Genomic DNA, 26,087 nt, shown 5'->3' on the forward strand with positions numbered 1-26,087 from the left:
GTTACTATCTGTATATCAATTATTTATCATATTTTATTTATTTATCGTTCCGCTGGCGTTCCGGTATCCCGGAACGGAACGAATGTTAAAAAGCCTTAATAAATCGTTCCGTTCCACTTTCGGAACCAGGAACAACCCGTTCCGTTTTTCCGATGGAACGGAACGATAACAAAAAACATTAACCATGAATCCAAACGAATTGCCAATTAAAATTAAATGCACGGTTGCCACAACGGTAAGCCAATACGATTATCAAAAAATAAAACAGGCCGCGCGAAAGGCAGGAATTTCCGTTTCAGAGTATTTGCGCCAACGGCTTGAAATTAATCACAATCAATAATCATTCTAAATTAAAAAATCATGAGTAAATTTCTAATTTTAACGGGGGATGAAAATTCCCAAAGCAATCAGCGTATCAAAGCGGAGATTCAAAATTTAGGCCATGAAGCCGAGATTAGAAACCCTATGCACTTTGTGCCGTTTATTTCAGATGCAAACGGCCATGATCGGCTTTATTTTCGAGATGTCGAAAGCGAAAAATCTGAAAGGCTAATTGCCAAAGATTATGCAGGCGTTGTCACCAGGATTGGCGGAAGCGTTTTCCTTTATGGAATGTACATCCTGCGCCAATTTGAAAACTTAGGGATATTTGTTTCCTGCCCTGCCTTCGCTGCTGAAAATTGCACCGATAAGTTTAGAACAAGCCAGCTATTGAGCCGCGCAAAAGTACCGGTGCCACGTCAGAATTTGAGTTGGCACTCAAAAAACCCTGGTGAGTTGATCGAGATGGTGGACAAAACTTTTCCCGTTTGGATTAAGCAAATTAGGGGGAGCAAAGGCGTCGGCGTTTTTCAGCTTACAGAGCCAGTATCTGCGAATCAAATTATGGAAAGTTTCAACTCCATTCCGCTAATTATTCAGCGGGATATTAATAAAAACAAGGTCGGCAAACGCTCAGATATTCGCGCCCTGGTTGTCGGCCCGGAAACGGTAAATCCTCAAATTGTGGCTTACGAGCGTATCAGTGAAAACAAAGATACACGCTCAAATTTTAGTATTCACAAATCCGGGCGGCCTATCACGTTAAACGATATTGAACGCCAGGACGCTATCAGAGCGGCAAAGGCAGTTGGTGCCGGGATTAGTGGCGTTGATATAATTCGAGATGAACAACCCGGAAGCCCTACACAAGGCAAAAGTTTTGTTATCGAGGTTAACCAAAATTTAGGCTTGAGCGGCATTGAAGAAGTGACGAAGGTAAATTGCGCCCGTATCATTGCAAAATACATTGTGGCAGAATCGAGCAGACGGCACCCGAACAAACCATTTTGGGATATGGCGTCAGTAACAGCTTTGGTAGAAATTCTTTCACCAGGTGCGGCAACTCCTGCACCAAAAAAAATATCTCCCAGCTTGGCGACTCCGGTACCTCCCGTAAACAGTCCATCCTCTTTTATGGAAAATGTAAACCGGGTGGGCAAGGAGTTTCTTTAAAATGGAACCTTGAAATGAATGCGCGCCCCATGGAGCACTCATTCTTTGTCTTTGATTTGGCGGCTTGGGATGAGAATATGAAAGCCCTGGATGAGATGCTATGCCGGTCGGAATTTGATTTTGATTTGGCGGCTTGGGATGAGAATATGAAAGCCCTGGATGAGTTGCTATGCCGGTCGGAATTTGAATTTGATTTGGCGGCTTGGGATGAGAATATGAAAGCCCTGGATGAGATGCTATGCCAGTAATAGGCCGTGCCTACTTTGCCTTTTCTGCATTGAAATTACCAAAAAAGGCGTCTATCTCCTTAATTAATTGCCTCATTATTGCGCTTTTTCCGCTAATTGGTTGATATTATACCGGTTAGCGGTTTTTTTGTGCGGTATAGTCAAGTGGCGCGATGATGGAACCCTACGCCGCCCTGTTGGGTTCTCGTAATTTCTGACGGCGTGTTTTCATGTAATATGCCTGTGAAAGCATTTTTTGTGTGCGGAACTGTGTGCGGAATTAAAAAAAGCCACTCACAAATAATTTTGTAAGTGGCTGATTTGTAAGTGACTCCGCAGGGATTCGAACCCCGAACCTCCTGATCCGTAGTCAGGTGCACTATCCAATTATGCTACGGAGCCAATTTATGTCGTCGTTACTAACAAAGAACGATTTGTTTTGAGACGGCTGCAAAAGTAATTTATTTTTATCATTAAAAAAGTGACCGCCAAAATAATTTCATCCTGACAGGTTCTGCTGCCTCACATTTTATTTGATCATGCACCGGAGCATTTGTTGCTCGCCGATGTATCCTTCGAGTGTGTCGCCAATCTTGACGGGCCCAACGCCGGCAGGTGTTCCCGTAAAAATCAGGTCGCCCATCTTTAGCGATACAAAGCGCGAAATGTATGAGATGATCTTGTCGAAGCTGAAAATCATTAGCGAAGAGTTGCCATCCTGAACGGTCTCGCCATTCAAAATAAGGCGAAAGGGAATGTTGTTGACATCCTCAAACGAATCGACGGGCAGGAAAGTGCCAATTGGTGCTGCGCCATCGAAAGCTTTGGCGATTTCCCACGGAAGGCCTTTTTGTTTTTGCTGCTGCTGCAGATCACGCGCTGTAAAATCAATACCAAAACCGACCTTGTCGTAATAGGTATGGGCGAATTTCTCTACGATGTGACGGCCATTTTTACAAATTTTCAGCACCAGCTCACCTTCGTAGTGCAAATCACTGGTAAAGTCGGGATAGAAAAAAGGCCGGTTTCGGATGATCAGCGAAGTGTCGGGCTTCATAAAAAACACCGGCTCCTGGGGCAGCGGATTGTTAAGTTCGCGAGCGTGTTCCATGTAGTTGCGGCCAATACAGATTATTTTCATGAAATAGTTAGTTGAAGCATTTGGTGGCTAAAGAATGTTTGTAAGGCTGGCAAAAGTAAAAGATATTTGGCGTGCGGTGTTCTATTTTCTAAAAATCACAAAGCGAAAAACTTCTGGAATTATCGGGAAGCAATCGACAGAGGCCAGAATTCTTTGGCAAAATTTGCGGTAGAACTGCTTTTAGAAATTTAGATCAACTTCTTGAGCTGCATCATGTGGATGATGTCCGAGACGATTTGATCGGTGTTGAGGAATTTCAAATTGTAGTGCACGTCGTAACATTGGTAGCAGCCGCGATCTTTTGAGAAGGTATCGAGAAGTTGCCGGCGATTTTCGTCCATCTCCTTAACTTTCTTGCTGGCTTCTTTGGGTGAGAGATTATGTTTATGGGCGATGTGATCCACGCGCCACTGAACTGGGGCGATGAGGCGCACATGCAAAGACTTTTCAATGTCTCTGGTGATTTGAGCTCCAGCGCGTCCGACGATAATTGCATATCCATCGACGGCAAAAGCATGAACTACTTTTTTTATGACCTCTTTTATCTTCCAGCCGCTGTAATATTTCCGTTCGGCGAGCGACATCAGAAAGTCGTCGATACTTGTGCGACTCTCTTCGAAGATGTGTTCAAGTTTTTTACTGTCGGTTTTCAGCTCTTGCGCCGAGGTTTCCAATACCTCTTTGCTAATAATCCTCCAGTCGCCTTTCTGGCCGAAAGCACGATAGTTGGTGTTGAGCTTTTTGGCGAGTTTTTTTGAAATGATGTTTGCTTCACAGCCGTATTCGCGCGAAAGAGTTACCACCGGGCCGGGAACTTCTTTTTTAAGTTCGTCCTGCCGGAATCTTTCTTTCAGATATTCTTCCAGAAAATTACTCATTGCAGATAGTTTTAAAAGTGATTGACAAAATACAAATTTTTCGCTAAAGCAAGATCAAAACATTAACCCTTTAAAGTGCAGGTTTCGATTCATGAATCTACTTCAATCCGTTATTGATAAGATCCGCCAGCTCCTGTTTTCTTTTTTGAAGCTCAGCTAAAAAATCGGTGATTGCTTTGCGCAAATGATCAAAAGAGTCGCCTTCTCTGGCGATTTCCAATATTTCGAGCGGTAACAACCATTCATTTGGGAAATCCTGCTGCAAAGTTTTCCAGATATCGGGCAGCACATCAGCAGATTGCTTTTGTTCCCGTACATCGCGCACCTCCTGATAAAGCGAATGCAATCGGCGGGCTTCGTCTGAATGAGTGATCTTATGGGTTTTTTCTTCGGGAGGCGCAAATTTCATCTGATACGCTTCCGGATCGGCGGCTCCGGAATAGACCGAAACAATTTTACTTCCTACGGCCATATCGTAAATTCCCCATTGTGGCTCAAAGAGCACCTGATCCTGATAGCGTACGGTGCATTCATCAAAAGAAAAAATCAAATTTCTCCCTTCCTGGCGAAGGATGCCCCGCAGCTTGCCCGCTACCACCACGCCTGAAACAAACTCAAGCAGGCAATGCTCACCTAAGCGTACGCCCAGCGCCTCCAGTGGAGTTATGTCAAGATTTTCGGGAGGAGTGTTGCTATTTTTAAAATTCCCGATGGGCGAACCAAATCCATCTTTATGGTACGATTTATCGTGTCCGCTCAATTGTGCATCAGCATAGCAGAGTTGGGTAGGGGAGGAAGTTTGCAGATAGATAGCCTGTTGCTGTTTTGTAATTATTTTAGAAAAGGTTCCCGAAACCTGCAATCCCGAAGCGTAAACGGCTGTAGCCAAATGTGAAGATTTAACGGCTTTTTGCAACCCCTGTGTGCCGCCGCTCCGCTGGGCCATGGTGTCGGCAAATTCGTAGAGCACTGCGGTAAGATGCGCAAAGTCAGGTATAACAAATAGCTGTGGCTGGCGGGTTGTAATATCGAAATTTGTTTTAACAGCATCTAAAGTGTAGGGCAGTTTTTTAACATCCGAACGCAAACAACTGAAGCTCTCGCCGATGGAGGAGAGCAGCCCGGCGCCATAGATTTTTGGGTTTTCCAATTCGCCGATAAGGCCATATTCCACCGTCCACCAGTGCAGGTTTCGAATCAGCGACATCTCCGACGGCTCGCCCAAATTGGCATTGATAGCCTCGAGTTTTTGCTCTGCCAGCCTCACTGCGTCAACGTTCGAATATGGGTCGGCTTTGAGGATAGACAAATGGCGAATAGCTTCGTACTGTTTGTAATCGTTGGCGGAGGAGAGGGCTTTGGCGCCAATTTCGCCAAAAAGGCGCAGATATTCAGCATAGTCGGCGTCGGCGATGATAGGCGCATGTCCGGCAGCTTCGTGAATGATGTCGGGGGCAGGAGTATATTCTATCTGATCGATGGGGCGAATGTCGGCAGCGATTACCAGCACATTGTAGGCCTGAAACTCCATGAACGCTGCCGGCGGAATAAAGCCATCTACAGCCACCGCCGCCCAGCCAATTTCCTTCAGGATGCGATTCATGCCGTACATATGCGGTATCTCATTGATGGAGATGCCCGTTTTGCGCAAGCCTTCCAAATAGCTGCCATGCGCCATGCGGCTGAGATATTTTATGTTTTGGCGCATCACATAACGCCATACCGCATGATCCTGTGGCGTGTAACTATTGTAAGGCTGGTCGATGACCAGATTTAAAAGATACCGGGGGAGCTTATCGAGCACATGATTCATTTCCATAAAAACAATGCTTTTATTTTGAATAAATAAAAATAGCAGATTGCCAAAAATAATGGTTTTGTCCACCAAAGAATCGCCACGCTGATTATTTTGGAATTATTAACGTGAAACAGAAGTAGAGATGCACGGCCATGTTTCTGAAATGCCCATGAATGATAATCAGACAATGAATGAGTATTGGATTCTGTCCATGTTATTTTTTCGCGGGATTAAAATTTAAAATCAAACCATTCTTTTGTGAATCATCATTATCCACTACCTTTGCAGCCAGAAAAAAATGTGAGATAAAGATTTGTGAAAGCTGCGCCAAAAATATTGTTAACCATTCCACTCATGGATGAGTATGAACAAATTCCTGATTTGCTCAACAGCATCCGGCAGCAATCCTATCCCAATTACAAAGCTATTTTTTGTGTTAATCAGCCCGACCAATGGTGGAACGACCCGGAGCGTCGCGCCATCTGCGAAAGCAACAGGCGCACCCTTGAGCTGCTGCAGGAAAAGTCGGATGCGCAGCTACAGGTTATCGATCGCTGCTCGCCGGGCAATGGCTGGAACGCCAAACATCAGGGAGTAGGCTGGGCGCGCAAAACTACCATGGATGAGGCGGCGCGACAGTCCGAAGCTGGCGATTTACTCCAAACCATGGACGCTGACACACATTACCATCCCGATTTTTTGCAGGCTGTAGCCGACGATTTTTCTGACAACGAGCAGGCGGGCGCTGCGGCGCAATGGTATTATCATCCCCTCACCGGTGAGCAGGCTGCCGATCGAGCCGTGTTGCGTTACGAAATTTACATGCGCTACTATGCACTCAATATGTTGCGCATCGAAAATCCTTATGCCTTTACGGCGATAGGATCGGCTATGGCATGCACCCGTGAAGCCTATCGGGCCGTGGGCGGCATAACTCCTCACCGCAGTGGCGAGGATTTTTATTTTATTCAAAAACTTAGGAAATATACACCCATACTCATTCATACCAATGCTGCTGCGCTTCCGGCAGCACGCTTTAGCGACAGAGTGCTCTTTGGCACCGGCCCGGCAATGATTCGTGGCGATGCCGGCGACTGGAGTTCTTATCCAATATACAACTATCATCTTTTTGATGAAGTGAAAACTACGTTCGACCGGTTTGATGAACTCTTCGGCGGTGATGTGGAACTTCCCATGACCGCATTTCTCGCTGAAAAGTTTGGCCACGACCACTGGAATGCGCTGCGGCAAAACAACCGCGATGCAGCAGGATTTGCACGTGCTGCTTTTCAAAAAGTAGATGCATTGCGCATTTTGCAGTTTCTAAGGTGGCGTCATCAACAGCAAAATGCCTCCGACGAACAAAACCTCTACGATTTCCTGCTTGCTTTTTATCCCAACGACACCATCGTACAAGGTGTCCATCCAACATATTTCAACTTCAGCACGGCTACAGTTGATCAATTAAATAAAATAAGAGATTTTCTAACTATAAACGAAAAACTATGGCGACAGAAAACCAAACTCCTCCGATGATGATTACTATTCTGGGAGCAACTGCCACCGGAAAAACGAAACTTGCCGCGCGTGTGGCTGACAAACTGCAGGGCGAGATCATCAGCGCCGATTCGCGCCAGGTGTATCGTGGCATGAACCTGGGCACCGGCAAAGATTATGTAGATTATACTGTGGATGACAAAAAAATTCCACATCATCTTATCGACATAGTAGAGGCAGGCACTGAATATAATGTTTTTGAATTTCAACGCGACTTTTTAGGCGTGTTTGAGGATATTGTGAAACGCGAAAAACTTCCTGTGATGTGCGGCGGTACCGGCTTGTATCTCGAAGCTGTGCTTCAGGGTTATCTGCTCGACGATGTGCCTCGCAACCAAAAGCTGCGCAACGAGCTTGACAAAAAATCGCTGCGGGAACTCGTGGAAGTGCTCGAAATCTACCGCAAAACGCACAATACCACCGATAGCACCGACCGCGACCGGGCCATCCGCGCCATCGAAATTGCCAAATATCGCCAGGACAACAACAGCGAGGATGTCGTGTTTCCGTCTATCCGCCACACGGTATTCGGCATTAATATGGAGCGTAACCAACTGCGCCAACGCATCACCGAGCGCCTGAGCCATCGCCTCAACGACGGTATGATCGACGAGGTGAAGAAGCTTATGGAAAGTGGACTCACCGCAGATCAATTGTCGTTTTACGGCCTCGAATATCGCCACATCACCGACTATATTACCGGCGAAACCAATTACAACGACATGTTCAAGCAGCTCAACACAGCCATTCATCAATATGCCAAACGACAAATTACCTGGTTCAGGAGAATGGAGAAAAAAGGCATTACCATCATTTGGATCGAGGGGAACCTGTCGCTCGACGACAAATTGCAGGCTGTCATCAATGCTACAAAAGATTATCTGTAATGATGTTTGTAAGACAATCACGGCGGATGAAGCTTCTTCTGATTTTTATGACGCTGATGTTAAGCGTCGGAGCGCAAAGTCCTTCAGGGAAATATTTTGTATTTCTAACCAGCAATCCTGCCGGAGCAGAGTTATCGAAAGCAGAGGTTGACGCACTACAGGCCGCCCATCTGGCCAACATTGATAGTCTGAAAAAAGCCCGGTGCCTGCTGGCATCAGGATCATTTCATGGCGGTGGCGGCATGTTTGTGCTGGCGGCGGCCACACTCGACGAAACACTGGCCATCATCAACAATGATCCGGCAGTAGCCGCCGGCAGATTTGTTGCCGAAGCATTTCCTTTTAGCATGACCATCGGTGGGATTTGTCCAACTCCCGAAAAATATGAAATGGTCGAATATCAGTTCATCCGCTATGTTCCCGTACCGGAAGCTATGGCCGAACAATCTGAGAAGAAGCTTGAAAAACTAAGCAAGCGTCACAGCAGTTATCTGAAAATGAATTTTTATGAAAGTTCACTAATTGCTGATGCCGATTTTGGCTCAGGCAAAGGGGGAGTGCTGGTAGCTTTTAATGCCGATGCGGACAAGTTTGATCATTTCCTGGAATACGATCCATTTGTCAAATCCGGAATATACCGCCCCGTAACAAGTATTTTATGGGTTGCACAGGGAACCTTCTGCGAGCGCAAACCTGAACAAAAAACGAACATCCAGCACAGGTAGATGACTTTATGAATTCTGAAAAAGTGAAACTGAAACCTGTCTATACCTACATCCTGATAACGCTAGCGATGGTGTTTTGGGGCATGAGCTTCGTCTGGTCCAAGATCGTGCTCGATTATTACGAACCTATTACAACTGTACTGCTGCGACTTATCCTGTCGTCGGCACTGCTTTTTGCCGGGCTTGCCGTGTTTGGAAGATTGCGGCGCCTGCGGCGTGCCGACCTGCGGCTCTTTCTGCTCTCGGCAGCATTCAATCCTTTTCTGTATTTTTTGGGCGAAAACTATGGCCTGAAGCATTCCACGCCCACGGTTACTGCGGTAATCATTGCCACCATTCCGGTGTTTACGCCCATAGTGGCTTATCTGGTATATCGCGAACGGCTGTCGTTGCTTAATGTTATTGGGCTGATCGTTTCGTTTCTTGGCGTTCTATTTATGCTACTTGAACGGGATTTATCGCTGTCGGTTTCACCCGTCGGGGTGGCTTGGTTGTCGCTGGCTGTGGTTACAGCGGTTTTATATTCGGTGCTACTCAAAAAGCTTGCTGCTCGCTACGACGCATTTTTTATCATCGCTGTACAAAATCTTATTGGTGCGCTTTATTTCCTTCCACTATTTTTCATCTTCGACTTCCGGCATTTTATCACCGTACAGCCCACCACGGAGCTCATCACCTCACTGTTGTTGCTTGCTGTGTTTGCCTCCTCTCTGGCGTTTGTCTTTTTCACCATTTCTTCACGCGAAATTGGCATCAGCCGAACCAACCTCTTTACAAACCTAATCCCCGTTTTTACAGCAATATTTTCATTCATCATTCTGGGCGAACTCTTCGAGATGCAAAAAATCCTGGGAATGGTGGTGGTGATCACAGGCGTAATGATGTCTCAGATGAATGCGAAAAAAAACAACTTCGCCAACGTGTATCGCTTTTTTGTAAAAGGAAAATAAGGAACAGAAAAGTTTTCGCATTGCAAACATCCACTCCTTGACTAGCCGACAACTTCTTCTATCCGTAAAGGTATCGTTTGATCTTTTGGGTGGCGGTTTTCTGAAACGGGTCGCGTTGTTCTACCATCACATGGATACGCGAAATTTTATTGACTCTGCTATTAATATAGTTTTGCAACTCCTGCGAAAGCTCTTCGATGGCTTTATCAGCACGTGCGGTAATTTCTTCTATTTTCTCATCCATCCTTTGCGAAAAATCGGCTTTCATCTCTTTCATCTTTAGCTCCAGCTCCTCGCGATTATAATGCACCATGGCTACCAGTTTGCCTTTTTGTTCTACCACCAGCGATTCGATTACGTGGCGGAAGTTATTTATGAGTGTTTCAATCTCTTCGGGATAGATGTTTTCGCCGTTAGCGCCAAGTATCATATTTTTGAGCCGACCCTTGTGGCTCAGGTAGCCATCTTTGTCGAACACGCCCAGGTCGCCGGTTTTAAACCAGCCATCTTCGGTAAACACCTCGCTGGTGCGCTCAGGGCTTTTATAATATCCAAGCATGATGTTAGCACCTTTAGCCCAAATCTCGCCTTCTCCGGTACGCGGGTTTGGGTTGGCAATCTTTAGTTCACATTCTATCACTGCCGGGCCGATGGCTTGCAGTCGTGTGCCGTGCGGGTTGGTGCCGGCAAGCAGCGGAGCCGTCTCGGTAAGTCCGTAACCAATGGCATACGGAAACCGTGCTTCACGCAAAAATCGTTCGACTGTGGCATCGAGCTTGGCGCCGCCGATACCAAAAAACTTGATCCTTCCTCCAAATTTCTTCATCAGCTTACGTCCTGCCATTTGGTGGATAATCCGGCGGGTTGGGGCAAATTTTGTTAGCAGCCGGGTAGCTGCTTTTTCCTGAATCTCCGGAAGGATGCTTGTTTTATAAACTTTTTCGATGATCAAGGGTACCGTGAGCATGATGTCGGGGCGCACAGTCTGCATGGCTGGTACCAGCACGCTGGCGGTGGGTGGCTTAAGCAAATAGTTCACATTGCCGCCTCTCATTATGGGCAGCACCAAGCCAAGTGTGTTTTCGTAGGTATGCGACAGTGGCAGCACACTCAGGAATTTGTCGCCTGGCAATATGGGCTGCACAGCGTTGGACTGGATGGCGTTGGTAATCACGTTTTTTTGCGAAAGCATAACACCTTTTGGCTCACCGGTGGTGCCGGAAGTGTATAGCAGAATGCTCAGCTCGTCTTCGGTAGGGGAATAGGTTCCGGCAGGTTTTTTTGTAATATCAAAAACCGCTTTTGCTAAATTCCCCTTAGTCAGACTAAAATCATCAAGACTAATTACTGTTCCCTCGAAAGGGGTTTCCAATCTGTCAATTTTATATTGCAGATTCTCCGACACAAAAATGGCTTTCAGGCCGGAATGTAGGATTATATTAGAAATTTCGTGCGTACTAAAGTCGGGCAGCAGCGGCACCACAACTATTCCCATTCGCTGAAGCGCAAAATAAACAATGCCCCAATGAGGCATATTTTGGCTTAGGATCGCCACTTTGTCGCCGGGCACGATGGCCAATTCTTCGAGATAAGCCATCACTGCATCCATGTGCAGACCCAATTCGTGATAAGTAAGGGGAGTTTCGCCGACAAAGCCCAGAGCAGGCAGCTGGCTGTATTTGCTGACAACCTCCGGCAGAATGTTGCCAAAGGTCAGCGGTGAATGGTTATACATTCAGTGTTTTTATTTTTTGATGGATACCCGCACGGCGGCAATGCCTTTCATTCCCATCTCCACTTCAAACCGCACCAGATTGCCTTCTGTAATATCTTCGAGCAGATTGACGGCATGAACGAAAACGCTCTCTTTGGTTTCGCTGTCGCGGATAAACCCGTAGCCTTTGCTATCGTTAAAGAATGTTACCGTACCGGTACGTATGGGATCCAGAGGTTCATTGTTGCGTTTGGGAACGCCTATTTCGATGTCTTCGAGGTTTACTTCTTGTTTTAGGGAAGGATCAGGAGCTGTTTCGCTAAGTCGGCCAAATTCATCAACATAAGCAATCATGTCGTCGAGATCGCCTTTTTTGTCAACTTCGCGCTTTGCGAGCCGTTTTTTTTCTTTCTCTTTTCGTTTTTTCTCCTGTTTATTTCTTACTTCTTTTTTGTTAAAGGTGTCTTGTGATCTTCCCATGTTTGTTTGAATCGATGTTTTAATTATGAATTTTAACTATTAATAAAATCTTTTTGGTAATAAAGCAATACCCATCCCGTGCCGTAGCCGTGAATGGGTATTGTTGTCAATTCCGATTTAAAGGTTTCAAATGTTGTATTGTCCTCTCTAAAGTTCTTTTCGGTTTTTACAAGCCAGTAATTATTGCCGGCTGTTGTGTTTTCAGGATAAACTGATTTCAAATGTTTGCAAATCACCCATCCTGATTTCTCTCCGACTATCTGTCGTAATCGGTTCTTTTGGGTCGTGCTTCGTTCACGATAATGTCGCGGCTCTGAAAAGAAGTGCCGTTTAACTCTGCGATAGCCTGTTTGGCTTCTTCATCGTCATCCATAGTTACAAAACCAAAACCTTTGCTTCTGCCACTGAATTTGTCGACGATAACTTTGGCGGAACTTACGTTGCCATACGATTCGAATAACCCTTCCAGGTCGTTTTCATTCACCTTGAAATCAAGGTTTCCTACATAAATGTTCATTGTTTGATAAAATTTAATTTAAAAGTAATTTTGTTATTCAAAATGTCTGAGATAATAACTCAAAAATCTTCAAATTGTTTAATTCGGATTTACGCAAGCGAGCAGTGGGGTACTAAGAACAACAAGGTAACGTAGTAACTAAAGCACAAAATTATAAATCGTTGGCAAAGATAGTTTTTTTTTAATAACCTATTTTTCGATTTTATTTTAATGTTTGCTAATGACAACCTTTTGCTGCATTGCTTTTCCTGACATTTACAGCTACTTATAAAAAACATTTCGCAACCTGCTCAGGGTTGGTTATTTTTGCCGCCTTATTAAGATTTAGACATTATTTAAAAAATCATAAAATAAAAGATAGATGAAACGACTGATCGAATGTGTTCCCAACTTTAGCGAAGGCCGTGATATGAACATTATCCGGCAAATTACCCAAGCAATAGAATCGGTAGACGGCGTAAAGCTGCTCGACGTAGACCCGGGCAAAGCCACCAACCGCACGGTGGTAACTTTTGTGGGCACACCCGAAAATGTTATAGAGGCGGCATTTCTTGCCATAAAAAAAGCATCGCACATTATCGACATGAGCAAGCACAGAGGTGAGCATCCACGCATGGGCGCTACCGATGTGTGTCCACTGGTGCCGGTGGCTAATGTTACGATGGAAGAAACGGTGGAATACGCACACCAACTTGCCAAGCGCGTTGGTGAAGAATTGGAGATACCGGTGTACTGCTACGAAAGTGCAGCCCTTATCGAAAAGCGCCGCAATCTGGCAGTGTGCCGTTCAGGTGAATATGAAGGACTGGCCGACAGGTTGTCAAAGCCCGAGTGGAAACCCGATTTCGGTCCGGCTAAGTTCAACGCACACAGCGGCGCTACTGCTGTTGGAGCACGCGATTTTTTAGTGGCTTACAATATCAATCTCAATACAACCTCTACACGCCGCGCCAACTCAATTGCCTTCGACATTCGTGAGCGAGGCCGCGTAAAACGCGAAGGTCATCCCATCATCGGAAAGGTAGCGGTGGACGAGCATGGAAATAAAATATTTACACCCGGCACTCTCAAGTCGGTGAAAGGCATTGGCTGGTACATCGAGGAATATGGAATCGCACAGATTTCGCTCAATCTTACCAACATTTGCATTACCCCGGTTCATGTAGCTTTTGAAGAGGCAAGCCGCAAAGCCACCGAACGCGGCATTCGTGTCACTGGTTCAGAGCTGGTGGGATTGGTGCCGCTTAAAGCTTTGCTTGATGCAGGAAAATATTTTTTGCATAAGCAACAACGATCTGCCGGTGTTTCGGAATCGGAGCTGATAAAAATTGCTGTGAAATCCCTCGGACTCGATGATCTGAAACCTTTCAATCCAAAAGAAAAAATCATCGAGTACATGATTGCCGAGGAGAGAAGTAAAAAGCTGGTAGATCTAAACCTGGCGGAATTTGCCGACGAAACGGCCTCAGAGTCGCCTGCGCCGGGAGGTGGTTCTATTGCAGCCTATGCCGGCGTGCTGGGAGTTTCGCTGGGCACCATGGTGGCAAACCTAAGCGCACACAAACGTGGCTGGGACGAGCGCTGGGAAGAGTTTTCCAATTGGGCCGAAAAAGGACAGGCATTCAAAGATGAGCTGCTTCACCTGGTGGATGAGGATACGCGCGCCTTCAACAAAATTATGGATGCCTTTGGGATGCCCAAAAATAGCGAACAGGAAAAAGCCGATCGCAAGCAAGCTATCGAAGATGCATCCAAATATGCTATGCAGATTCCGTTCAGGGTAATGGAAAAATCGTACGCGTCGATGCAGGTGATGAAAGCCATGGCCATAAGCGGAAACCCCAGTTCGGTATCGGATGCAGGCGTAGGTGCATTATGCGCCAGGGTTGCTGTTCGCGGCGCCTACATGAATGTGCGCATCAATGCTTCAGGTGTTAATGATAAGGTATTTGTAGAAAAACTGCTCAGCGAAGGTAGAGAGATCGAAAAAGCCGCCGAAGCACTCGAACGTGAAATTGTAGCGCTTGTGGATGAAAAAATAAAATAGTGTGGTCGATTGGTTGAAGATCATCCTCAGAATAGTAGAGGGGAGTGAAGGAAAATCTGTCACTCCCCTCTTTTTAATATGTTGCTTGGCGATAAAATGAATGAATACTACTTGTCTGCGAGCGTCATATCTTTTTCAAGTATCAGAACGTTCTTGTTTTTTTTACGCCGATAGGTTATCCGGTCTGTGAGCTTTCGTGCCAGATGAATCCCCAGTCCGCCGGGCAGCCGCTGTTGCGCAGGCAGCTCCAGACTCTCCGGCGGAGGAACATCTAAAGGATCGAAAGCAGAAGCATCATCGCGTATCTCAACGCGCAACAAATCTTCTTTAAGAACCACGCTTACAGAAATCTCGTGTACTTTTTCATCATCATAACCATAATTGATGATGTTACAGATCATTTCTTCGGCAGCAAGCATCATCTCCATAATTTTGTCCTTACGGAGATTGTTGTCGTTGCCCATTTTTTCGATCAGCGCAATCACCAATCCTATTTGGGAGACATTATTAATAATCGTCAAAATCTTTTTAACAACAGCAGCCATGGCAGCAAATTTTTACGAAAGTATAAAAAGCGGCGAAACCGGAAGTTTTTAAAGAAGGTCGAAAAACGATGAATTACTGCCTGTTTCTGTAACTCAGCTATTACTGACCGGGACTAAAAACATGCTCTGGTTACAAATTCTTCAAATACTTTGGGAATTTAAAATCCATCGAAAAGCGAGCTTCTCCAGAAAGCCTGGAGCAATTCTTTTTTATGCAAATCCAAAGTTGAAGTTTGGATTTGCCTAAAGATCAAGAAAACTTTAAGATTTTGATGCTTAGAAGCATTTCCGCTTTAACGATTCATCAGCACTGATTTTACTCCTCCAGCAGCCATTTTCATAGAAAAAATCTAAATTCCGTTAAATTAATGTGAGAAAATGTTTCCTTATGATCAATAAAATTACATTTGTGCTTTGTAAGCAAATTAAGTACAAAACATCCTTTTAATCATGAAGAAGAATCCTCACGTTTATGTTTGCACTGCTGCTACCTGCAATGTCGTTTGCAAGCGAAGCCAACCTAGCTATTCCCGCTGGGATAAAAGAAGGAGACATACTATACTGGGGATTTCTGGTAACACTGGCCGACTTTTTATTCATTAATCTAAACCGTAACATTTGTTACACAAAAATTATCATGTTATGAGCAACATTTTCTTAATTGTTCCTATCGCTTCATTGCTAGCACTGGCATTTGCATGGTTTTTCTTCAAGTCGATGATGAAAAATTCAGAAGGCACTCCCCGCATGAAGGAGATTGCACAATATGTGCGGGAGGGGGCCATGGCCTATTTAAAAAGGCAGTATAAAGTGGTGGCCATTGTGTTTTTCATTTTGTTTGTGCTGCTGATTATTATGGCCTACTTCAATGTGCAGAATCCTTTTGTGCCGGTTGCATTTCTAACGGGTGGTTTTTTCTCGGGTTTGTGCGGTTTTTTGGGAATGAAGACTGCCACCTTTGCATCGGCGCGCACAGCCCAGGGGGCAATGCAGTCGTTAAACAAAGGATTGCAGGTTGCTTTTCGCAGCGGCGCAGTGATGGGCCTGGTGGTGGTTGGTTTTGCGCTTCTTGATATTGCCGCCTGGTTCTGGATTTTGAACGAATATGTTTACACTGCCGAAAATATGGCTACCGGTCTTCATTTTGCCGGGCTTAACCTGGTGCCTGCGCATCCAAACTATATCACGAACGGGATGATTAACGCAGACGGTGAGCGATTTAAACTAATTGAAATTACCGTTACCATGCTTACTTTTGGTATGGGCGCATCCACCCAGGCATTGTTTGCCCGAGTTGGTGGAGGAATTTATACCAAAGCAGCTGATGTGGGTGCCGACCTGGTGGGTAAAGTGGAAGCCGGTATTCCGGAAGATGATCCACGCAACCCCGCAACCATTGCCGACAATGTGGGCGACAATGTGGGTGATGTTGCTGGCATGGGAGCTGACCTTTATGAATCCTATGCCGGATCCATTCTGGCAACGGCCGCGCTGGGCGCTTCGCTGCCCGCCTTGGTTATTAAAGATGCTGGACTTACGGCATATCAAGCTGTTCTGGCTCCAATGATCGTATCCGCCATCGGAATTATTCTCTCCATTGCCGGTATTTTCATGGTTCGAACCAAAGAAACAGCTACCCAAAAGAACCTTCTCAATGCCTTGCTGCTTGGTACAGGAGGTAGCTCACTGCTCGTTCTTTTTGCAATGATAGGACTGGTAATGCTGGGCTGGGTAACCTGGGGAGTTTTCTGGGCTGTGGTAATAGGCCTCGCTGCCGGTGTTATCATCGGTCAGGCAGCAGAGTATTTTACTTCGGATGAGTACAAACCTACAAAAGGCATTGCCAAAAACGCACAGCAAGGCCCGGCAACAACTATAATAGATGGACTGGCAGTGGGGATGTATTCTACCTGGATTCCGGCTGTAACCATAGTGTTAGGTATTATGGGTGCATTTTGGGCTGCCGGTGGTGCACATCATTTTGCGATGGGTGTTTATGGAATTGGTTTTGCTGCCGTTGGTATGCTTTCAACATTGGGTATTACCCTTGCCACCGATGCGTTTGGCCCGATTGCCGACAATGCCGGCGGGAATGCTGAAATGTCCCACCTCCCTCACGAAGTGCGCGAACGTACGGATGCTCTCGATATGCTTGGAAATACAACTGCAGCTACAGGCAAAGGCTTTGCCATTGGCTCGGCCGCACTTACCGCGATGGCTCTCATAGCAGCCTACATGGAAGAAATCAGGATGTGGTTTGATAAAATTGCTATAAATGGTGAAGGGTTTGTTACCAAAGGTAGTTATGTCTTTTATCACGATATAGTTCCGGTAGTGCAGGAAGGGTTTCAAGTGGTTAAAATTTCAACAGCGTCGGTAAAAGATTTTTCAGCAGCCTACGATATTACTTTATTTAATCCATTGTTTCTTGGAGGAATTTTCCTTGGCTCCATGATGGCGTTTCTTTTCAGCGCCATGACCATGAAAGCTGTTGGCCGTGCAGCTGGTGCTATGGTAGATGAAGTACGCAGGCAGTTCCGCGAAATTAAAGGGATTATGGATGAAACGGCAATACCTGATTATGCCAGATGCGTTGAAATATCAACCAAAGGCGCTCAACGCGAAATGTTGCTGCCTTCGCTGGTAGCTATTGCAGTGCCTGTAATTGTTGGTGCTGCCATGGGCGTAGCCGGTGTGGTTGGATTGCTGGCAGGTGTTCTCACCTCCGGATTCACCCTGGCTGTGTTTATGAACAATGCCGGAGGCGCATGGGACAACGCCAAAAAATTCATTGAAAAGGGAAATTACGGTGGCAAAGGCAGCGAAGCTCACAAAGCTGCCGTAGTTGGCGATACCGTTGGCGATCCGTTTAAAGATACTTCGGGACCCTCTTTGAATATTTTAATTAAGCTGATGACAATGGTTTCGGTGGTAATGGCTGGTTTAACCGTTACTATTAGTCTTCTCTAATAATATTTGATTTAAAGAAAAGCCATCTGTAAATTTTAATTTGCAGATGGCTTTTTTTATCCTACCAAACAGCGCTGATCCTACCCAAATGCCGCAACCAACAATTGCAAGCTTGTGTTATCTTTGCTCCTTTATTAATAATAAAAGACTGTGAATATTCAAACTTCCGGAGGTGAACCAAAAATCGTCCGGTTTCGTTAATTAAAAAATCTACTAACCAATTTCTAACATCCATATCTTATGATCAAAAAGCTATCACTACTTTTTTTCTTTGGCTTGTCGATATTGTTTGCTTCGGCGCAAATCAATGAGGGCGATAAATATTTCGTGGCCTTCATTAACAAAGCCAACTCGCCCTATTCCATCGAAAATCCTCAGGAATTTCTTTCAGAACGTGCCATCGAGCGTCGTGAGCGATATTACATCCCAGTGCGCGTCAACGATTTGCCTGTTAATCCCAATTATTTGCAGGCTGTAGCCGATGTCGGTGTGATGATAACTTATCCTGTAAAATGGCTCAACGGGGTAGTGATTCAAACCAACGATCCCGCGAAGATCATCGAGATAGAAGCACTTCCTTTTGTTAAAAATACCGTTAAAAATGTAGGATTTAAAAAAGAAGAAGTGAAAACAGAGGAAGCTGACTTGTTTGCCATGAATAAGCCTTACGAGATGAAGGAGTTCCTCGCCGAACGAAAGGCTACGTTTAAATCTGCTTCAGCTACCACCAGTCTCGAGTATGGTCCAAGTCTGAACCAGATAGAGATGATCGGTGGCGTTGCACTCCACGACGATGGTTTTCAGGGTCAGGGAATGGTGATCGCCGTATTGGATGGTGGTTTTCTTTACACCGATCAGATGGCAGCCTTCGACAGTCTGCGCCTCAACGGATTAATTCTGAGCACACGCGATTTTACTGAGCCTGGCAACAATGTTTATCAGAAGAGCACACACGGCACATCGGTGCTCTCTACAATGGGAGCCAACCTGCCCGGACAGATTGTAGGCACTGCTCCCAAAGCAGCCTACCATCTTATCCGCACCGAATACACACCCACTGAATATCTCATCGAAGAATACAATTGGGTGGCTGGTGCTGAATATGCCGACAGCGCCGGTGCCGACATCATCAACTCCTCACTGAGCTACAAGACTTTTGATAATCCAGCCCAAAACCATGTGTATTCTGATATGGATGGAAACACAGCACCAGCGACCATTGGCGCTGATTATGCCGCCAACGTCGGGATGATTGTAGTAAATAGTGCCGGCAACTCAGGCGGTACCGACTGGCCCTGGGTAGGTTCGCCTGCCGATGGCGACAGCGTTTTTTCGATTGGAGCCGTAAATGCCACCGGGCAGTATGTGAGTTTTAGTTCCATCGGGCCAACGGCCGACGGGCGCCAGAAACCCAATGTGGTCGCGCAGGGTGCCAGCACTGTAGTGGCTTCGACGAGTGGTGGTATTTCCGCGGCAAGCGGCACCTCTTTTTCTTCGCCCATCATCGCCGGCATGACCGCCTGCCTGTGGCAGATGGCCCCCGACCTGCGTAATACCGACATCATGAATGCCATTCAGCAAAGTGCTTCACAGTCGACCAATCCTGATTACCTGCTGGGTTATGGTATCCCTAATTATGCCGTGGCGGGTATTATTCTGTCGAATTTCAACGCCAGCCGCGTGACCAGGGAAAATCGAATAAAACTTTACCCAAATCCTTTTACCGACCAGATCAACATAGTTTATCACTCAAGCGACACGCAAACCGTCACTATTCAGATTGTGGATATTGCAGGGCGACAGATTTACAGCAAAGAAAATGTGATTCCTAAGCCGGGTCTTAACTATTTTAAAATACCACAGCTCCAATCGCTCAGAAAGGGCGTTTACCTTGTCAGGATTTCTTCGGTAGGGGAGGTGCTATCTCGCAAAATTCTTAAGTCGCTGTAGAAGTAAGGGATTACATCCAAAAACATAAATATTAGCAAAGCCGGATTTTTCCGGCTTTTTTTATGTCCTTTAAAGCGCAAATGGTATTTCTATAATTCCAGTCGTAGTTAACTATGATTGAATAGATTACGATTCATAAGAAAGCAATTACAAGCCTTTTTATCCTCAAATAGGGAGCATATTCACTGCATCAAAAGGAAATCCCCCATTGAAATTCATTCTACGCTGCGCAATCTAGCCTCAGATTAGGCTCTTTTCTTTAATCCAACTACAGCCCTTTACCTAAAAGTCTAAACTTTAATTAAACAAATCGTTTCTTTTAATTTACGATGAAATGTTTAAGGCAGGGATAAATAGGAGAGAGGCTTCCCATCTTTATGCTCATTGCTACAGTCCAGATTACTTTTCTCAAACAGAAGTCTAGTCATTAGTCTATTTGGTAACGCCCCTAAGACGTTACATTTGTAGACCAGCCTATCGTTACAAATGTGAAGATTAAGTAAATACACAAATGTAACTAATAATAACATTTGTAAAGCTGTTAACGTTTGTAAATTACTACCTAAAAGAGGCTTAATATTTAAGATAGTAAACGTCTAAAGTTTAATGTGCTAATAACCAGTGCATCTATTGATTTACCTTAACGTATGCATCAGAACGTACCTAGAATAATAATGTCTCTAGCAGTGGGGTAGCTGCATACAGCTATATCATTGGTATTCTGCATATTAACATAACTACTTAAAGTACAATAGTAGAAATACACAAATGTAAATCACTAACAGAAATGTAAATTAACACATGAAAGGCTGTGGTTGATAAATAAATGTACATTTGTAATCTTAAAGAAATCAAGAAATGGATAAGCTTAAAGAGAGAATAGAATTGTTAATTGCGACCAAAGGAATGACCAATGCTGAATTTGCAGAAAGCATCGGTGTACAACCAAGCAACATCTCGCACATTATTTCCGGGAGGAATAAGCCGAGCCTGGATTTGGTAAAAAAAGTTCTGGATCGTTTTAAAGAGGTGCGTACCGAATGGCTGATCGATGGCATAGGTGCAATGACACGCGATTACACTTTATTTGATGAAGATGTTTCTCCGGCGCAAATATCGATGGTGCGTAAACCTATCGAAGAATCGGAAACAACGGTGTCCCGGCAGGCTGTGCCGGAAATATCGAAACCTACAGAGGCAAAAAGTGCTAAGGAAAAGAGGGAAGAAGTTGGTAATGAAGAGGATAATACTCCAAAACAGCCTTTAGAACAGGAACAAAAACATTACACAGAAAAACCTTTGATGGAGGCTCCGGGGAAAAAAACTGAAAAGATTGTGATTTTCTACAACGACAAAACCTTTACGGTGTATTCGCCTGAAAACTGAAACGCTCGAATGTAGAGAAAAAGAAGCCGGCTTCGATCTGTGCATTTTCATCACTGTCGGAGCCGTGCACGGCGTTGGCCTGCAAACTGGTACCAAATTGTCTGCGGACTGTACCTTCTGCAGCCTTGGCAGGATCAGTTGAACCTATAAGATGGCGATACTCTTCTACGGCGTTATCGCGCTGGAGGATAGCCGCCACAATTGGCCCTGACGACATAAAACTAACAAGCTCTTCATAAAATGGTCTGTCGATATGGACTTCGTAAAACTTTTTGGCTTGCTCTTCAGTAAGACGCGTGAGTTTGAGCGCTGTGATCTGGAACCCGGCATCGGTAATTTTGGCCAGAATATGACCTGCATGGCCTCTTTGAATGGCCGTAGGTTTGATCATTGTGAAGGTTATGTTGCCTTTCATCGTGGGAAGTTTTTGTTTGGACAAAAATAGCAAAACCACCAACGGGGTCAGTGTTTTAACGTTTTTTATTATACTTTTGCTGCCTTCTTTTTATTATTGAAAACCGCCAATAATCTGTTCATTTTGACTACTACACAAATCGCTGCCATTAAGAAATTGCTGGAAAATACCAAAAACATTCTCATCACCACACATCACAATCCTGATGGCGATGCCATTGGCAGCAGCATGGCACTGTATCATACGCTGAAGAATGCGGGAATAAAAAGCACGGTTGTAGTGCCCAACACTATTCCGAAGTCGATAAGCTGGATTGAAGGCGGTGACAAAATCCTCATTTTTGATGAGCAGGATTCTTCCAAAATTGAACAGGTTTTTGAAGAGGCTGGGTTGATTTTTTGTCTTGACTACAATTCTCCCCGGCGCGTGGGCGAAAAGATGCAAAAGCCACTAGAAGCCTCGCCTGCCGTTAAAATACTTATCGATCACCATCCGCAGCCTGATATCAGCGCTTTCGATTATTTGTATTCTGAGCCATCGGCATCGTCTACTGCCGAGCTGGTTTATAAATTTCTGCAGCAGTTGCATTTGGAAAAACACATTGATAAAGCGGCAGCAGAAAGCCTCTACACAGGCATTATTACCGACACCGGGTCATTCAGTTTTGCGTGCAACGATCCCGACGTTTATCTTATCACAGCCGACCTGATAAAGCGCGGTGTGGATGCTGAGCTGCTCCACCGGCGCATATTCGACACCTTTTCAGAAAAAAGACTACGGCTGATGGGCTATGCCTTTGATCAGAAGCTGCTCGTACTGCATCCTTTTCGTACGGCCATCATCTGGCTCACCAAAGAAGAGTTTGAGCGTTTTGATCATAAACCCGGCGATACCGAAGGAATTGTTAATTTTCCTCTGTCGATCAGCAGCATCAATGTTTCCATTTTACTTACCGAGCGTGATGGTCTGGTAAGGCTTTCGTTCCGGTCTAAGGGTAGCTTTGAAGTGAACAAGCTGGCGCGCGAACATTTCGACGGAGGCGGGCATCGCAATGCGGCTGGAGGCAACTCAGAGATTTCTATGCAGGAAACCATCGAAAAGATTAAAACCGTTTTGCCGTTGTATCTAAATGAATTGCAATATCAAATCTGATAAAAGCCGGATGTTTCTCAAAAAACTGATCTTTTTTCTGTTGATTTCTGAATTTATCTTTTTCGGATGCAATCAGCATTCACAAAATGACAAATCCCAAAATCATCAGCCAACAGGCAAAGCCCTTCAGGAACAGCTTTTCGATGCCAATCGTCGGGCTGTGAAGATAGAGGAGCAACAGATTGATGATTTCGTTAAACGCTATAAATGGGATTTGAAAACCACAGGCACCGGGTTGCGTTACATGATTTACGAACACGGCAAGGGCAAACAGGCACTGGATGGAATGCTTGCGAGCATCGATTATCAGGCAACTTTGCTCAATGGAGACACCGTTCTCAGCTCCGGTAAATCAAGGCAGCTGACCATCCGAATCGGGCAGGATGCCGCCGTTCCATCGGGGTTACATCAGGGAATATTAATGTTGCACCAAGGCGACCGTGCCAAATTTATTCTACCTTCGCACCTTGCTTTTGGGCTTACTGGTGATCAAAATAAAGTTCCTCCAAAATCAACTTTAATCTATGATATACAGCTCGTTGAGCTTAAATAATTTTAAAAAATAATGATGAAAAAAGGTTTTTTGCTACAGCAATTTTTATGGATTTCAGCTATCCTTTTGTTGTTCGGATGTGGTAATGAGAAGCAATTTGAGCAAACAGCCAGCGGACTGCAATACAAGTTTCATATCAAAAACGACACGGCGCGAGCAGTGAAAATCTACGACATTGTGGAAGTATTGATGAACTATGGCACAAAGGACAGTGTGCTCTTTGAAAGCGGTTACCACACAATACCATTTCAAATTGATCCTATTTACGAAGGCGATTTGCTCGAAGGCATCATGCTGATGCATCAGGGCGACAGCGCCACTTTCATTATTGATACCGAAGATTTTTTTATTAAAATGATGCAATCGCCGCAGATTCCGGATTATGCTAATGGCGAAGACAAATTATATTTTGATTTGAAGGTGGTAAATATTATCACCGAAACACCTGCGGTGAAAGCCCGCCGCCTGGAAGCAACCGAACGCAAGTCGGCGGAGAATAAGGCAATCGCCGATTATGTCGAAAAAAACAGCATCACACAAAATCCCACCGAAAGTGGATTGTATTATATCCCCATGACGGAAGGCAACGGACCAAATGTGAAAAATGGTGACGCCGTTAAAGTTCACTACATCGGGTCATTGCTCGATGGCTCGGTTTATTATTCGTCGTACGACCGCGGGATGCCAATTACTTTTGTGGCCGGCAGCGGCGAGATGCTGGCAGGCTGGGAAGAAGCTATTCTGATGATGAAGCAAGGCGGCAAAGCACGATGGATAGTGCCCTCGTCGCTGGCCTACGGAAGCTACGAACGCGAAGGTGTGAAACCCTATAGCCCACTGATTTTTGATGTAGAGATAATCGAAATTGTGAATTGATTTAACTATTTATAAACTGACAATTATTAGTAAATTTAAAAAGTAAAATTATGATGAGAAGCAAACTGATGCTTATGATGGTTGCAGTCAGCCTGATGACTGTGATGAATTCGTGTAACGGACAAGCCTACAAAACTACTGACAGCGGCCTGCAGTACAAAATTCATGTGTTAAACAAAGATAATCCTGTTCCTGAGGCTGGCGACATCATTTCGATGAAAATGACCTACGGAACTCCTGACACTTTGTTTTTTAACTCGACTGAGATGCCCGAACAGAATATGATGCTGGCCATGCAGGAGTCGACCTATCCCGGTGATTTCTATGAAATGATGGCAATGCTGCACCAGGGCGACAGCGCTACTTTTATTTTGAATGCCGATTCTTTCTTTGTGAAGACAGCAGGATATCCCAAACTTCCCGACTTTGCCAAAGATCTGAAAGATCTGGAGTTTCACGTGATGCTTACCAAAATTCAAACTGAAGAAGAAGTGATGGCGGAAATGGAAGCCGAACGCAACACAATGCGCGACGAAGAAGGCGAAAAAATTGCGGCTTATGTGCAGGAAAACAATATCGACGCTATTCCTACCGAAATGGGCATGTACGTGATTGTAACCGAACAGGGCAATGGTCCAAAACCTGTTGCCGGCGACAATGTGAAAGTGCATTATACCGGCATGCTGCTCGATGGTACTAAATTCGATTCGTCCGTCGACCGCGGCCAACCTTTCGAGTTTGTGCTTGGACAGGGTCGTGTGATCAGAGGTTGGGACGAAGGCATTGCTATGCTCAACGTGGGCAGCAAAGCCAGATTGATCATACCGAGTGAAATGGGTTATGGCGAACGTGGTGCCGGACGCGATATTCCACCTTTTTCTCCACTGATATTCGACGTTGAACTTATCGACATCGTGAAATAAGATCATACTGCTATTGCAGAAAATATTAGCCGCCGGACGCTCAAAAGCTCCGGCGGTTTTTTTGCGATAAATCTTTAAAAACCGCTTTTTGATCATTTGTAATGATGAACGCTCTTGGGCATCGGGAAAATGATTTATTTTGCAACGGACAAAATCATCAAATAGAAATGAAACTTATTATTATAGCCGCTGTTGCTCTCTTAGTATTGGTCATATTGATCAGAATGTATCCGCGTTTTCACATTCTGGGAGCGCGCTTATTCTTTGGCAAATACAGTGCAAATTATGTAGCCACTTACAAGCGATACATCCGCCAAAGCCCTTATTCTTACTGCATCAAAGATGATTTTATCAATCATCTGGCGAGCCACTACAAACTCTCACCTGAGCTGCCAACTTTCGATACAGATGTAGAAATTGAGTTTTCGGATGCAGAATATGGGCAAAGATTTAAGGAAATTATCAAAGCCTTCCCTTCGCCCATTTGCATAAATGCTAATCGTCTAAAGGCTTTCGAACTCCAGGTGCTGGGGTATAAAAGTGAGGTGTTTGGCCATGAAATGAAGAAATATTTCTTTTTTGCCAATGGCAGATTTTTTCTGGGACAAATTACTTTCAACCACTCCACTGTTGAAAGCCGCGCTGAGGTGATTAACGTATTGCAAAAAAAATATCTCAACGGACTAAAAACTCCGGCAACAGATTTTTTGATTCGAGGCAAAAACCAGAGCTTTCTGCGCAGCGAATACAACGGGTTTTATCTCATCTTCAGCTACATTTCGCGTGCTGATGCCGACCTCATTGCTTTGGTGGATGAACACTGGAACAGCAGCATCAAGAGCCACACCATCCAGCAGCCATCACTACAGGCCGAACTGATGGATAAATTATAAAACTTACAG

General features: G+C 45.0%; 23 protein-coding genes and 1 tRNA gene. 15 read left to right on the top strand and 9 right to left on the bottom strand.

Annotated elements, in window-relative coordinates; all coding sequences use genetic code 11:
* Nucleotides 1–360: 360 nt before the first annotated feature.
* Together VFC92_12105 and VFC92_12110 are read left to right on the top strand one after the other, a co-directional pair.
* Nucleotides 361–1,494: a RimK family alpha-L-glutamate ligase gene (locus VFC92_12105; protein HZK08924.1), complete on the top strand. Its 1,134-nt coding sequence runs from the start codon at nucleotides 361–363 to the stop codon at nucleotides 1,492–1,494.
* A gap of 29 nt (nucleotides 1,495–1,523) precedes the next feature.
* Nucleotides 1,524–1,742 carry a hypothetical protein gene (locus tag VFC92_12110; protein HZK08925.1) on the top strand — a complete coding sequence of 73 codons (219 nt, stop codon included), beginning with the start codon at nucleotides 1,524–1,526 and terminating at the stop codon, nucleotides 1,740–1,742.
* A gap of 307 nt (nucleotides 1,743–2,049) precedes the next feature.
* Here VFC92_12110 and VFC92_12115 read toward each other — a convergent pair.
* The 4 genes from VFC92_12115 to VFC92_12130 form a co-directional block, all read right to left on the bottom strand.
* A tRNA-Arg gene (locus VFC92_12115) sits at nucleotides 2,050–2,123 on the bottom strand.
* 127 nt (nucleotides 2,124–2,250) lie between these two features.
* A complete protein-coding gene (locus VFC92_12120; GenBank protein HZK08926.1) occupies nucleotides 2,251–2,862 on the bottom strand; it encodes a fumarylacetoacetate hydrolase family protein in 612 nt (203 codons plus the stop codon).
* A gap of 188 nt (nucleotides 2,863–3,050) precedes the next feature.
* On the bottom strand, nucleotides 3,051–3,740 hold the full coding sequence (locus VFC92_12125; GenBank protein ID HZK08927.1) for a cytidylate kinase-like family protein: 690 nt from the start codon (nucleotides 3,738–3,740) through the stop codon (nucleotides 3,051–3,053).
* A 97-nt stretch (nucleotides 3,741–3,837) separates the two neighbouring features.
* On the bottom strand, nucleotides 3,838–5,559 hold the full coding sequence (locus VFC92_12130; protein ID HZK08928.1) for an aromatic amino acid hydroxylase: 1,722 nt from the start codon (nucleotides 5,557–5,559) through the stop codon (nucleotides 3,838–3,840).
* Nucleotides 5,560–5,892: 333 nt separating this feature from the next.
* Between VFC92_12130 and VFC92_12135 the strand changes: the two genes are divergently transcribed.
* The 4 genes from VFC92_12135 to VFC92_12150 are packed head-to-tail and all read left to right on the top strand — an operon-like array spanning nucleotide 5,893 to nucleotide 9,657.
* Entirely contained in the window at nucleotides 5,893–7,074 is a 1,182-nt protein-coding gene (locus VFC92_12135; GenBank protein ID HZK08929.1) for a glycosyltransferase, read from the top strand.
* Nucleotides 7,044–7,982, top strand: a complete 939-nt coding sequence (gene miaA, locus VFC92_12140; protein HZK08930.1) for a tRNA (adenosine(37)-N6)-dimethylallyltransferase MiaA — start codon at nucleotides 7,044–7,046, stop codon at nucleotides 7,980–7,982. The genes VFC92_12135 and miaA overlap by 31 nt, the downstream gene beginning before the upstream one ends.
* 26 nt (nucleotides 7,983–8,008) lie before the next feature.
* Nucleotides 8,009–8,707: a YciI family protein gene (locus VFC92_12145; GenBank protein ID HZK08931.1), complete on the top strand. Its 699-nt coding sequence runs from the start codon at nucleotides 8,009–8,011 to the stop codon at nucleotides 8,705–8,707.
* An 8-nt stretch (nucleotides 8,708–8,715) separates the two neighbouring features.
* Nucleotides 8,716–9,657 carry a DMT family transporter gene (locus tag VFC92_12150; protein ID HZK08932.1) on the top strand — a complete coding sequence of 314 codons (942 nt, stop codon included), beginning with the start codon at nucleotides 8,716–8,718 and terminating at the stop codon, nucleotides 9,655–9,657.
* Between the two features lie 58 nt (nucleotides 9,658–9,715).
* Here VFC92_12150 and VFC92_12155 read toward each other — a convergent pair whose 3' ends face one another.
* The 3 genes from VFC92_12155 to VFC92_12165 all read right to left on the bottom strand — a co-directional run bounded on the left by VFC92_12155 (nucleotide 9,716) and on the right by VFC92_12165 (nucleotide 12,368).
* The gene (locus VFC92_12155) at nucleotides 9,716–11,392 is read right to left on the bottom strand and encodes an AMP-binding protein (GenBank protein ID HZK08933.1); all 1,677 of its coding nucleotides are present in this window, start codon (nucleotides 11,390–11,392) and stop codon (nucleotides 9,716–9,718) included.
* Between the two features lie 9 nt (nucleotides 11,393–11,401).
* A complete protein-coding gene (locus VFC92_12160) occupies nucleotides 11,402–11,851 on the bottom strand; it encodes a cold shock domain-containing protein (protein ID HZK08934.1) in 450 nt (149 codons plus the stop codon).
* A gap of 256 nt (nucleotides 11,852–12,107) precedes the next feature.
* Complete coding sequence (locus tag VFC92_12165) at nucleotides 12,108–12,368, bottom strand: RNA-binding protein (GenBank protein HZK08935.1); 261 nt, start codon at nucleotides 12,366–12,368, stop codon at nucleotides 12,108–12,110.
* A 361-nt stretch (nucleotides 12,369–12,729) separates the two neighbouring features.
* Between VFC92_12165 and ftcD the strand changes: the two genes are divergently transcribed.
* Nucleotides 12,730–14,415, top strand: a complete 1,686-nt coding sequence (gene ftcD, locus VFC92_12170; protein HZK08936.1) for a glutamate formimidoyltransferase — start codon at nucleotides 12,730–12,732, stop codon at nucleotides 14,413–14,415.
* Nucleotides 14,416–14,522: 107 nt separating this feature from the next.
* Here the strand turns inward: ftcD and VFC92_12175 are convergent, their stop codons facing one another.
* A complete protein-coding gene (locus VFC92_12175) occupies nucleotides 14,523–14,960 on the bottom strand; it encodes an ATP-binding protein (GenBank protein HZK08937.1) in 438 nt (145 codons plus the stop codon).
* A gap of 642 nt (nucleotides 14,961–15,602) precedes the next feature.
* Here VFC92_12175 and VFC92_12180 point away from each other — a divergent pair.
* The 3 genes from VFC92_12180 to VFC92_12190 all read left to right on the top strand — a co-directional run bounded on the left by VFC92_12180 (nucleotide 15,603) and on the right by VFC92_12190 (nucleotide 21,266).
* A complete protein-coding gene (locus tag VFC92_12180; protein HZK08938.1) occupies nucleotides 15,603–17,930 on the top strand; it encodes a sodium-translocating pyrophosphatase in 2,328 nt (775 codons plus the stop codon).
* Nucleotides 17,931–18,170: 240 nt separating this feature from the next.
* Nucleotides 18,171–19,880, top strand: coding sequence for a S8 family serine peptidase (locus VFC92_12185; protein ID HZK08939.1), 1,710 nt, complete (start codon nucleotides 18,171–18,173; stop codon nucleotides 19,878–19,880).
* Nucleotides 19,881–20,738: 858 nt separating this feature from the next.
* Entirely contained in the window at nucleotides 20,739–21,266 is a 528-nt protein-coding gene (locus tag VFC92_12190; protein ID HZK08940.1) for a helix-turn-helix transcriptional regulator, read from the top strand.
* On the opposite strand, the gene ndk is transcribed toward VFC92_12190, so the two are convergent.
* Entirely contained in the window at nucleotides 21,241–21,681 is a 441-nt protein-coding gene (gene ndk / locus VFC92_12195; GenBank protein HZK08941.1) for a nucleoside-diphosphate kinase, read from the bottom strand. The two genes, VFC92_12190 and ndk, sit on opposite strands and share 26 nt — an antisense overlap.
* 123 nt (nucleotides 21,682–21,804) lie before the next feature.
* Between ndk and VFC92_12200 the strand changes: the two genes are divergently transcribed.
* From VFC92_12200 to VFC92_12220, 5 genes are all read left to right on the top strand, one after another.
* Complete coding sequence (locus tag VFC92_12200; GenBank protein HZK08942.1) at nucleotides 21,805–22,833, top strand: bifunctional oligoribonuclease/PAP phosphatase NrnA; 1,029 nt, start codon at nucleotides 21,805–21,807, stop codon at nucleotides 22,831–22,833.
* Nucleotides 22,834–22,843: 10 nt separating this feature from the next.
* Nucleotides 22,844–23,386 carry an FKBP-type peptidyl-prolyl cis-trans isomerase gene (locus VFC92_12205; GenBank protein HZK08943.1) on the top strand — a complete coding sequence of 181 codons (543 nt, stop codon included), beginning with the start codon at nucleotides 22,844–22,846 and terminating at the stop codon, nucleotides 23,384–23,386.
* A gap of 12 nt (nucleotides 23,387–23,398) precedes the next feature.
* A complete protein-coding gene (locus VFC92_12210; GenBank protein HZK08944.1) occupies nucleotides 23,399–24,262 on the top strand; it encodes an FKBP-type peptidyl-prolyl cis-trans isomerase in 864 nt (287 codons plus the stop codon).
* Nucleotides 24,263–24,312: 50 nt separating this feature from the next.
* Entirely contained in the window at nucleotides 24,313–25,185 is an 873-nt protein-coding gene (locus VFC92_12215) for an FKBP-type peptidyl-prolyl cis-trans isomerase (GenBank protein ID HZK08945.1), read from the top strand.
* 167 nt (nucleotides 25,186–25,352) lie between these two features.
* The gene (locus VFC92_12220; protein ID HZK08946.1) at nucleotides 25,353–26,078 is read left to right on the top strand and encodes a hypothetical protein; all 726 of its coding nucleotides are present in this window, start codon (nucleotides 25,353–25,355) and stop codon (nucleotides 26,076–26,078) included.
* Nucleotides 26,079–26,087 lie beyond the last annotated feature (9 nt).

Source organism: Bacteroidales bacterium (assembly GCA_035647615.1).
Classification (GTDB): Bacteria; Bacteroidota; Bacteroidia; order Bacteroidales; family 4484-276; genus SABY01.

What these genes read in the sequence shown, in the direction of transcription:
- VFC92_12125 (HZK08927.1), bottom strand. Translation starts at nt 3,740, where the DNA reads ATGAGTAATTTTCTGGAAGAATATCTGAAAGAAAGATTCCGGCAGGAC.
- VFC92_12135 (HZK08929.1), top strand. Translation starts at nt 5,893, where the DNA reads ATGGATGAGTATGAACAAATTCCTGATTTGCTCAACAGCATCCGGCAG.
- VFC92_12145 (HZK08931.1), top strand. Translation starts at nt 8,009, where the DNA reads ATGAAGCTTCTTCTGATTTTTATGACGCTGATGTTAAGCGTCGGAGCG.
- VFC92_12130 (HZK08928.1), bottom strand. Translation starts at nt 5,559, where the DNA reads ATGGAAATGAATCATGTGCTCGATAAGCTCCCCCGGTATCTTTTAAAT.
- VFC92_12150 (HZK08932.1), top strand. Translation starts at nt 8,716, where the DNA reads ATGAATTCTGAAAAAGTGAAACTGAAACCTGTCTATACCTACATCCTG.
- VFC92_12175 (HZK08937.1), bottom strand. Translation starts at nt 14,960, where the DNA reads ATGGCTGCTGTTGTTAAAAAGATTTTGACGATTATTAATAATGTCTCC.
- VFC92_12210 (HZK08944.1), top strand. Translation starts at nt 23,399, where the DNA reads ATGATGAAAAAAGGTTTTTTGCTACAGCAATTTTTATGGATTTCAGCT.
- VFC92_12155 (HZK08933.1), bottom strand. Translation starts at nt 11,392, where the DNA reads ATGTATAACCATTCACCGCTGACCTTTGGCAACATTCTGCCGGAGGTT.
- VFC92_12110 (HZK08925.1), top strand. Translation starts at nt 1,524, where the DNA reads ATGGAGCACTCATTCTTTGTCTTTGATTTGGCGGCTTGGGATGAGAAT.
- VFC92_12190 (HZK08940.1), top strand. Translation starts at nt 20,739, where the DNA reads ATGGATAAGCTTAAAGAGAGAATAGAATTGTTAATTGCGACCAAAGGA.
- VFC92_12220 (HZK08946.1), top strand. Translation starts at nt 25,353, where the DNA reads ATGAAACTTATTATTATAGCCGCTGTTGCTCTCTTAGTATTGGTCATA.
- VFC92_12185 (HZK08939.1), top strand. Translation starts at nt 18,171, where the DNA reads ATGATCAAAAAGCTATCACTACTTTTTTTCTTTGGCTTGTCGATATTG.
- VFC92_12105 (HZK08924.1), top strand. Translation starts at nt 361, where the DNA reads ATGAGTAAATTTCTAATTTTAACGGGGGATGAAAATTCCCAAAGCAAT.
- VFC92_12165 (HZK08935.1), bottom strand. Translation starts at nt 12,368, where the DNA reads ATGAACATTTATGTAGGAAACCTTGATTTCAAGGTGAATGAAAACGAC.
- VFC92_12205 (HZK08943.1), top strand. Translation starts at nt 22,844, where the DNA reads ATGTTTCTCAAAAAACTGATCTTTTTTCTGTTGATTTCTGAATTTATC.
- VFC92_12160 (HZK08934.1), bottom strand. Translation starts at nt 11,851, where the DNA reads ATGGGAAGATCACAAGACACCTTTAACAAAAAAGAAGTAAGAAATAAA.
- VFC92_12215 (HZK08945.1), top strand. Translation starts at nt 24,313, where the DNA reads ATGATGAGAAGCAAACTGATGCTTATGATGGTTGCAGTCAGCCTGATG.
- VFC92_12120 (HZK08926.1), bottom strand. Translation starts at nt 2,862, where the DNA reads ATGAAAATAATCTGTATTGGCCGCAACTACATGGAACACGCTCGCGAA.
- miaA (HZK08930.1), top strand. Translation starts at nt 7,044, where the DNA reads ATGGCGACAGAAAACCAAACTCCTCCGATGATGATTACTATTCTGGGA.
- VFC92_12180 (HZK08938.1), top strand. Translation starts at nt 15,603, where the DNA reads ATGAGCAACATTTTCTTAATTGTTCCTATCGCTTCATTGCTAGCACTG.
- ndk (HZK08941.1), bottom strand. Translation starts at nt 21,681, where the DNA reads ATGAAAGGCAACATAACCTTCACAATGATCAAACCTACGGCCATTCAA.
- ftcD (HZK08936.1), top strand. Translation starts at nt 12,730, where the DNA reads ATGAAACGACTGATCGAATGTGTTCCCAACTTTAGCGAAGGCCGTGAT.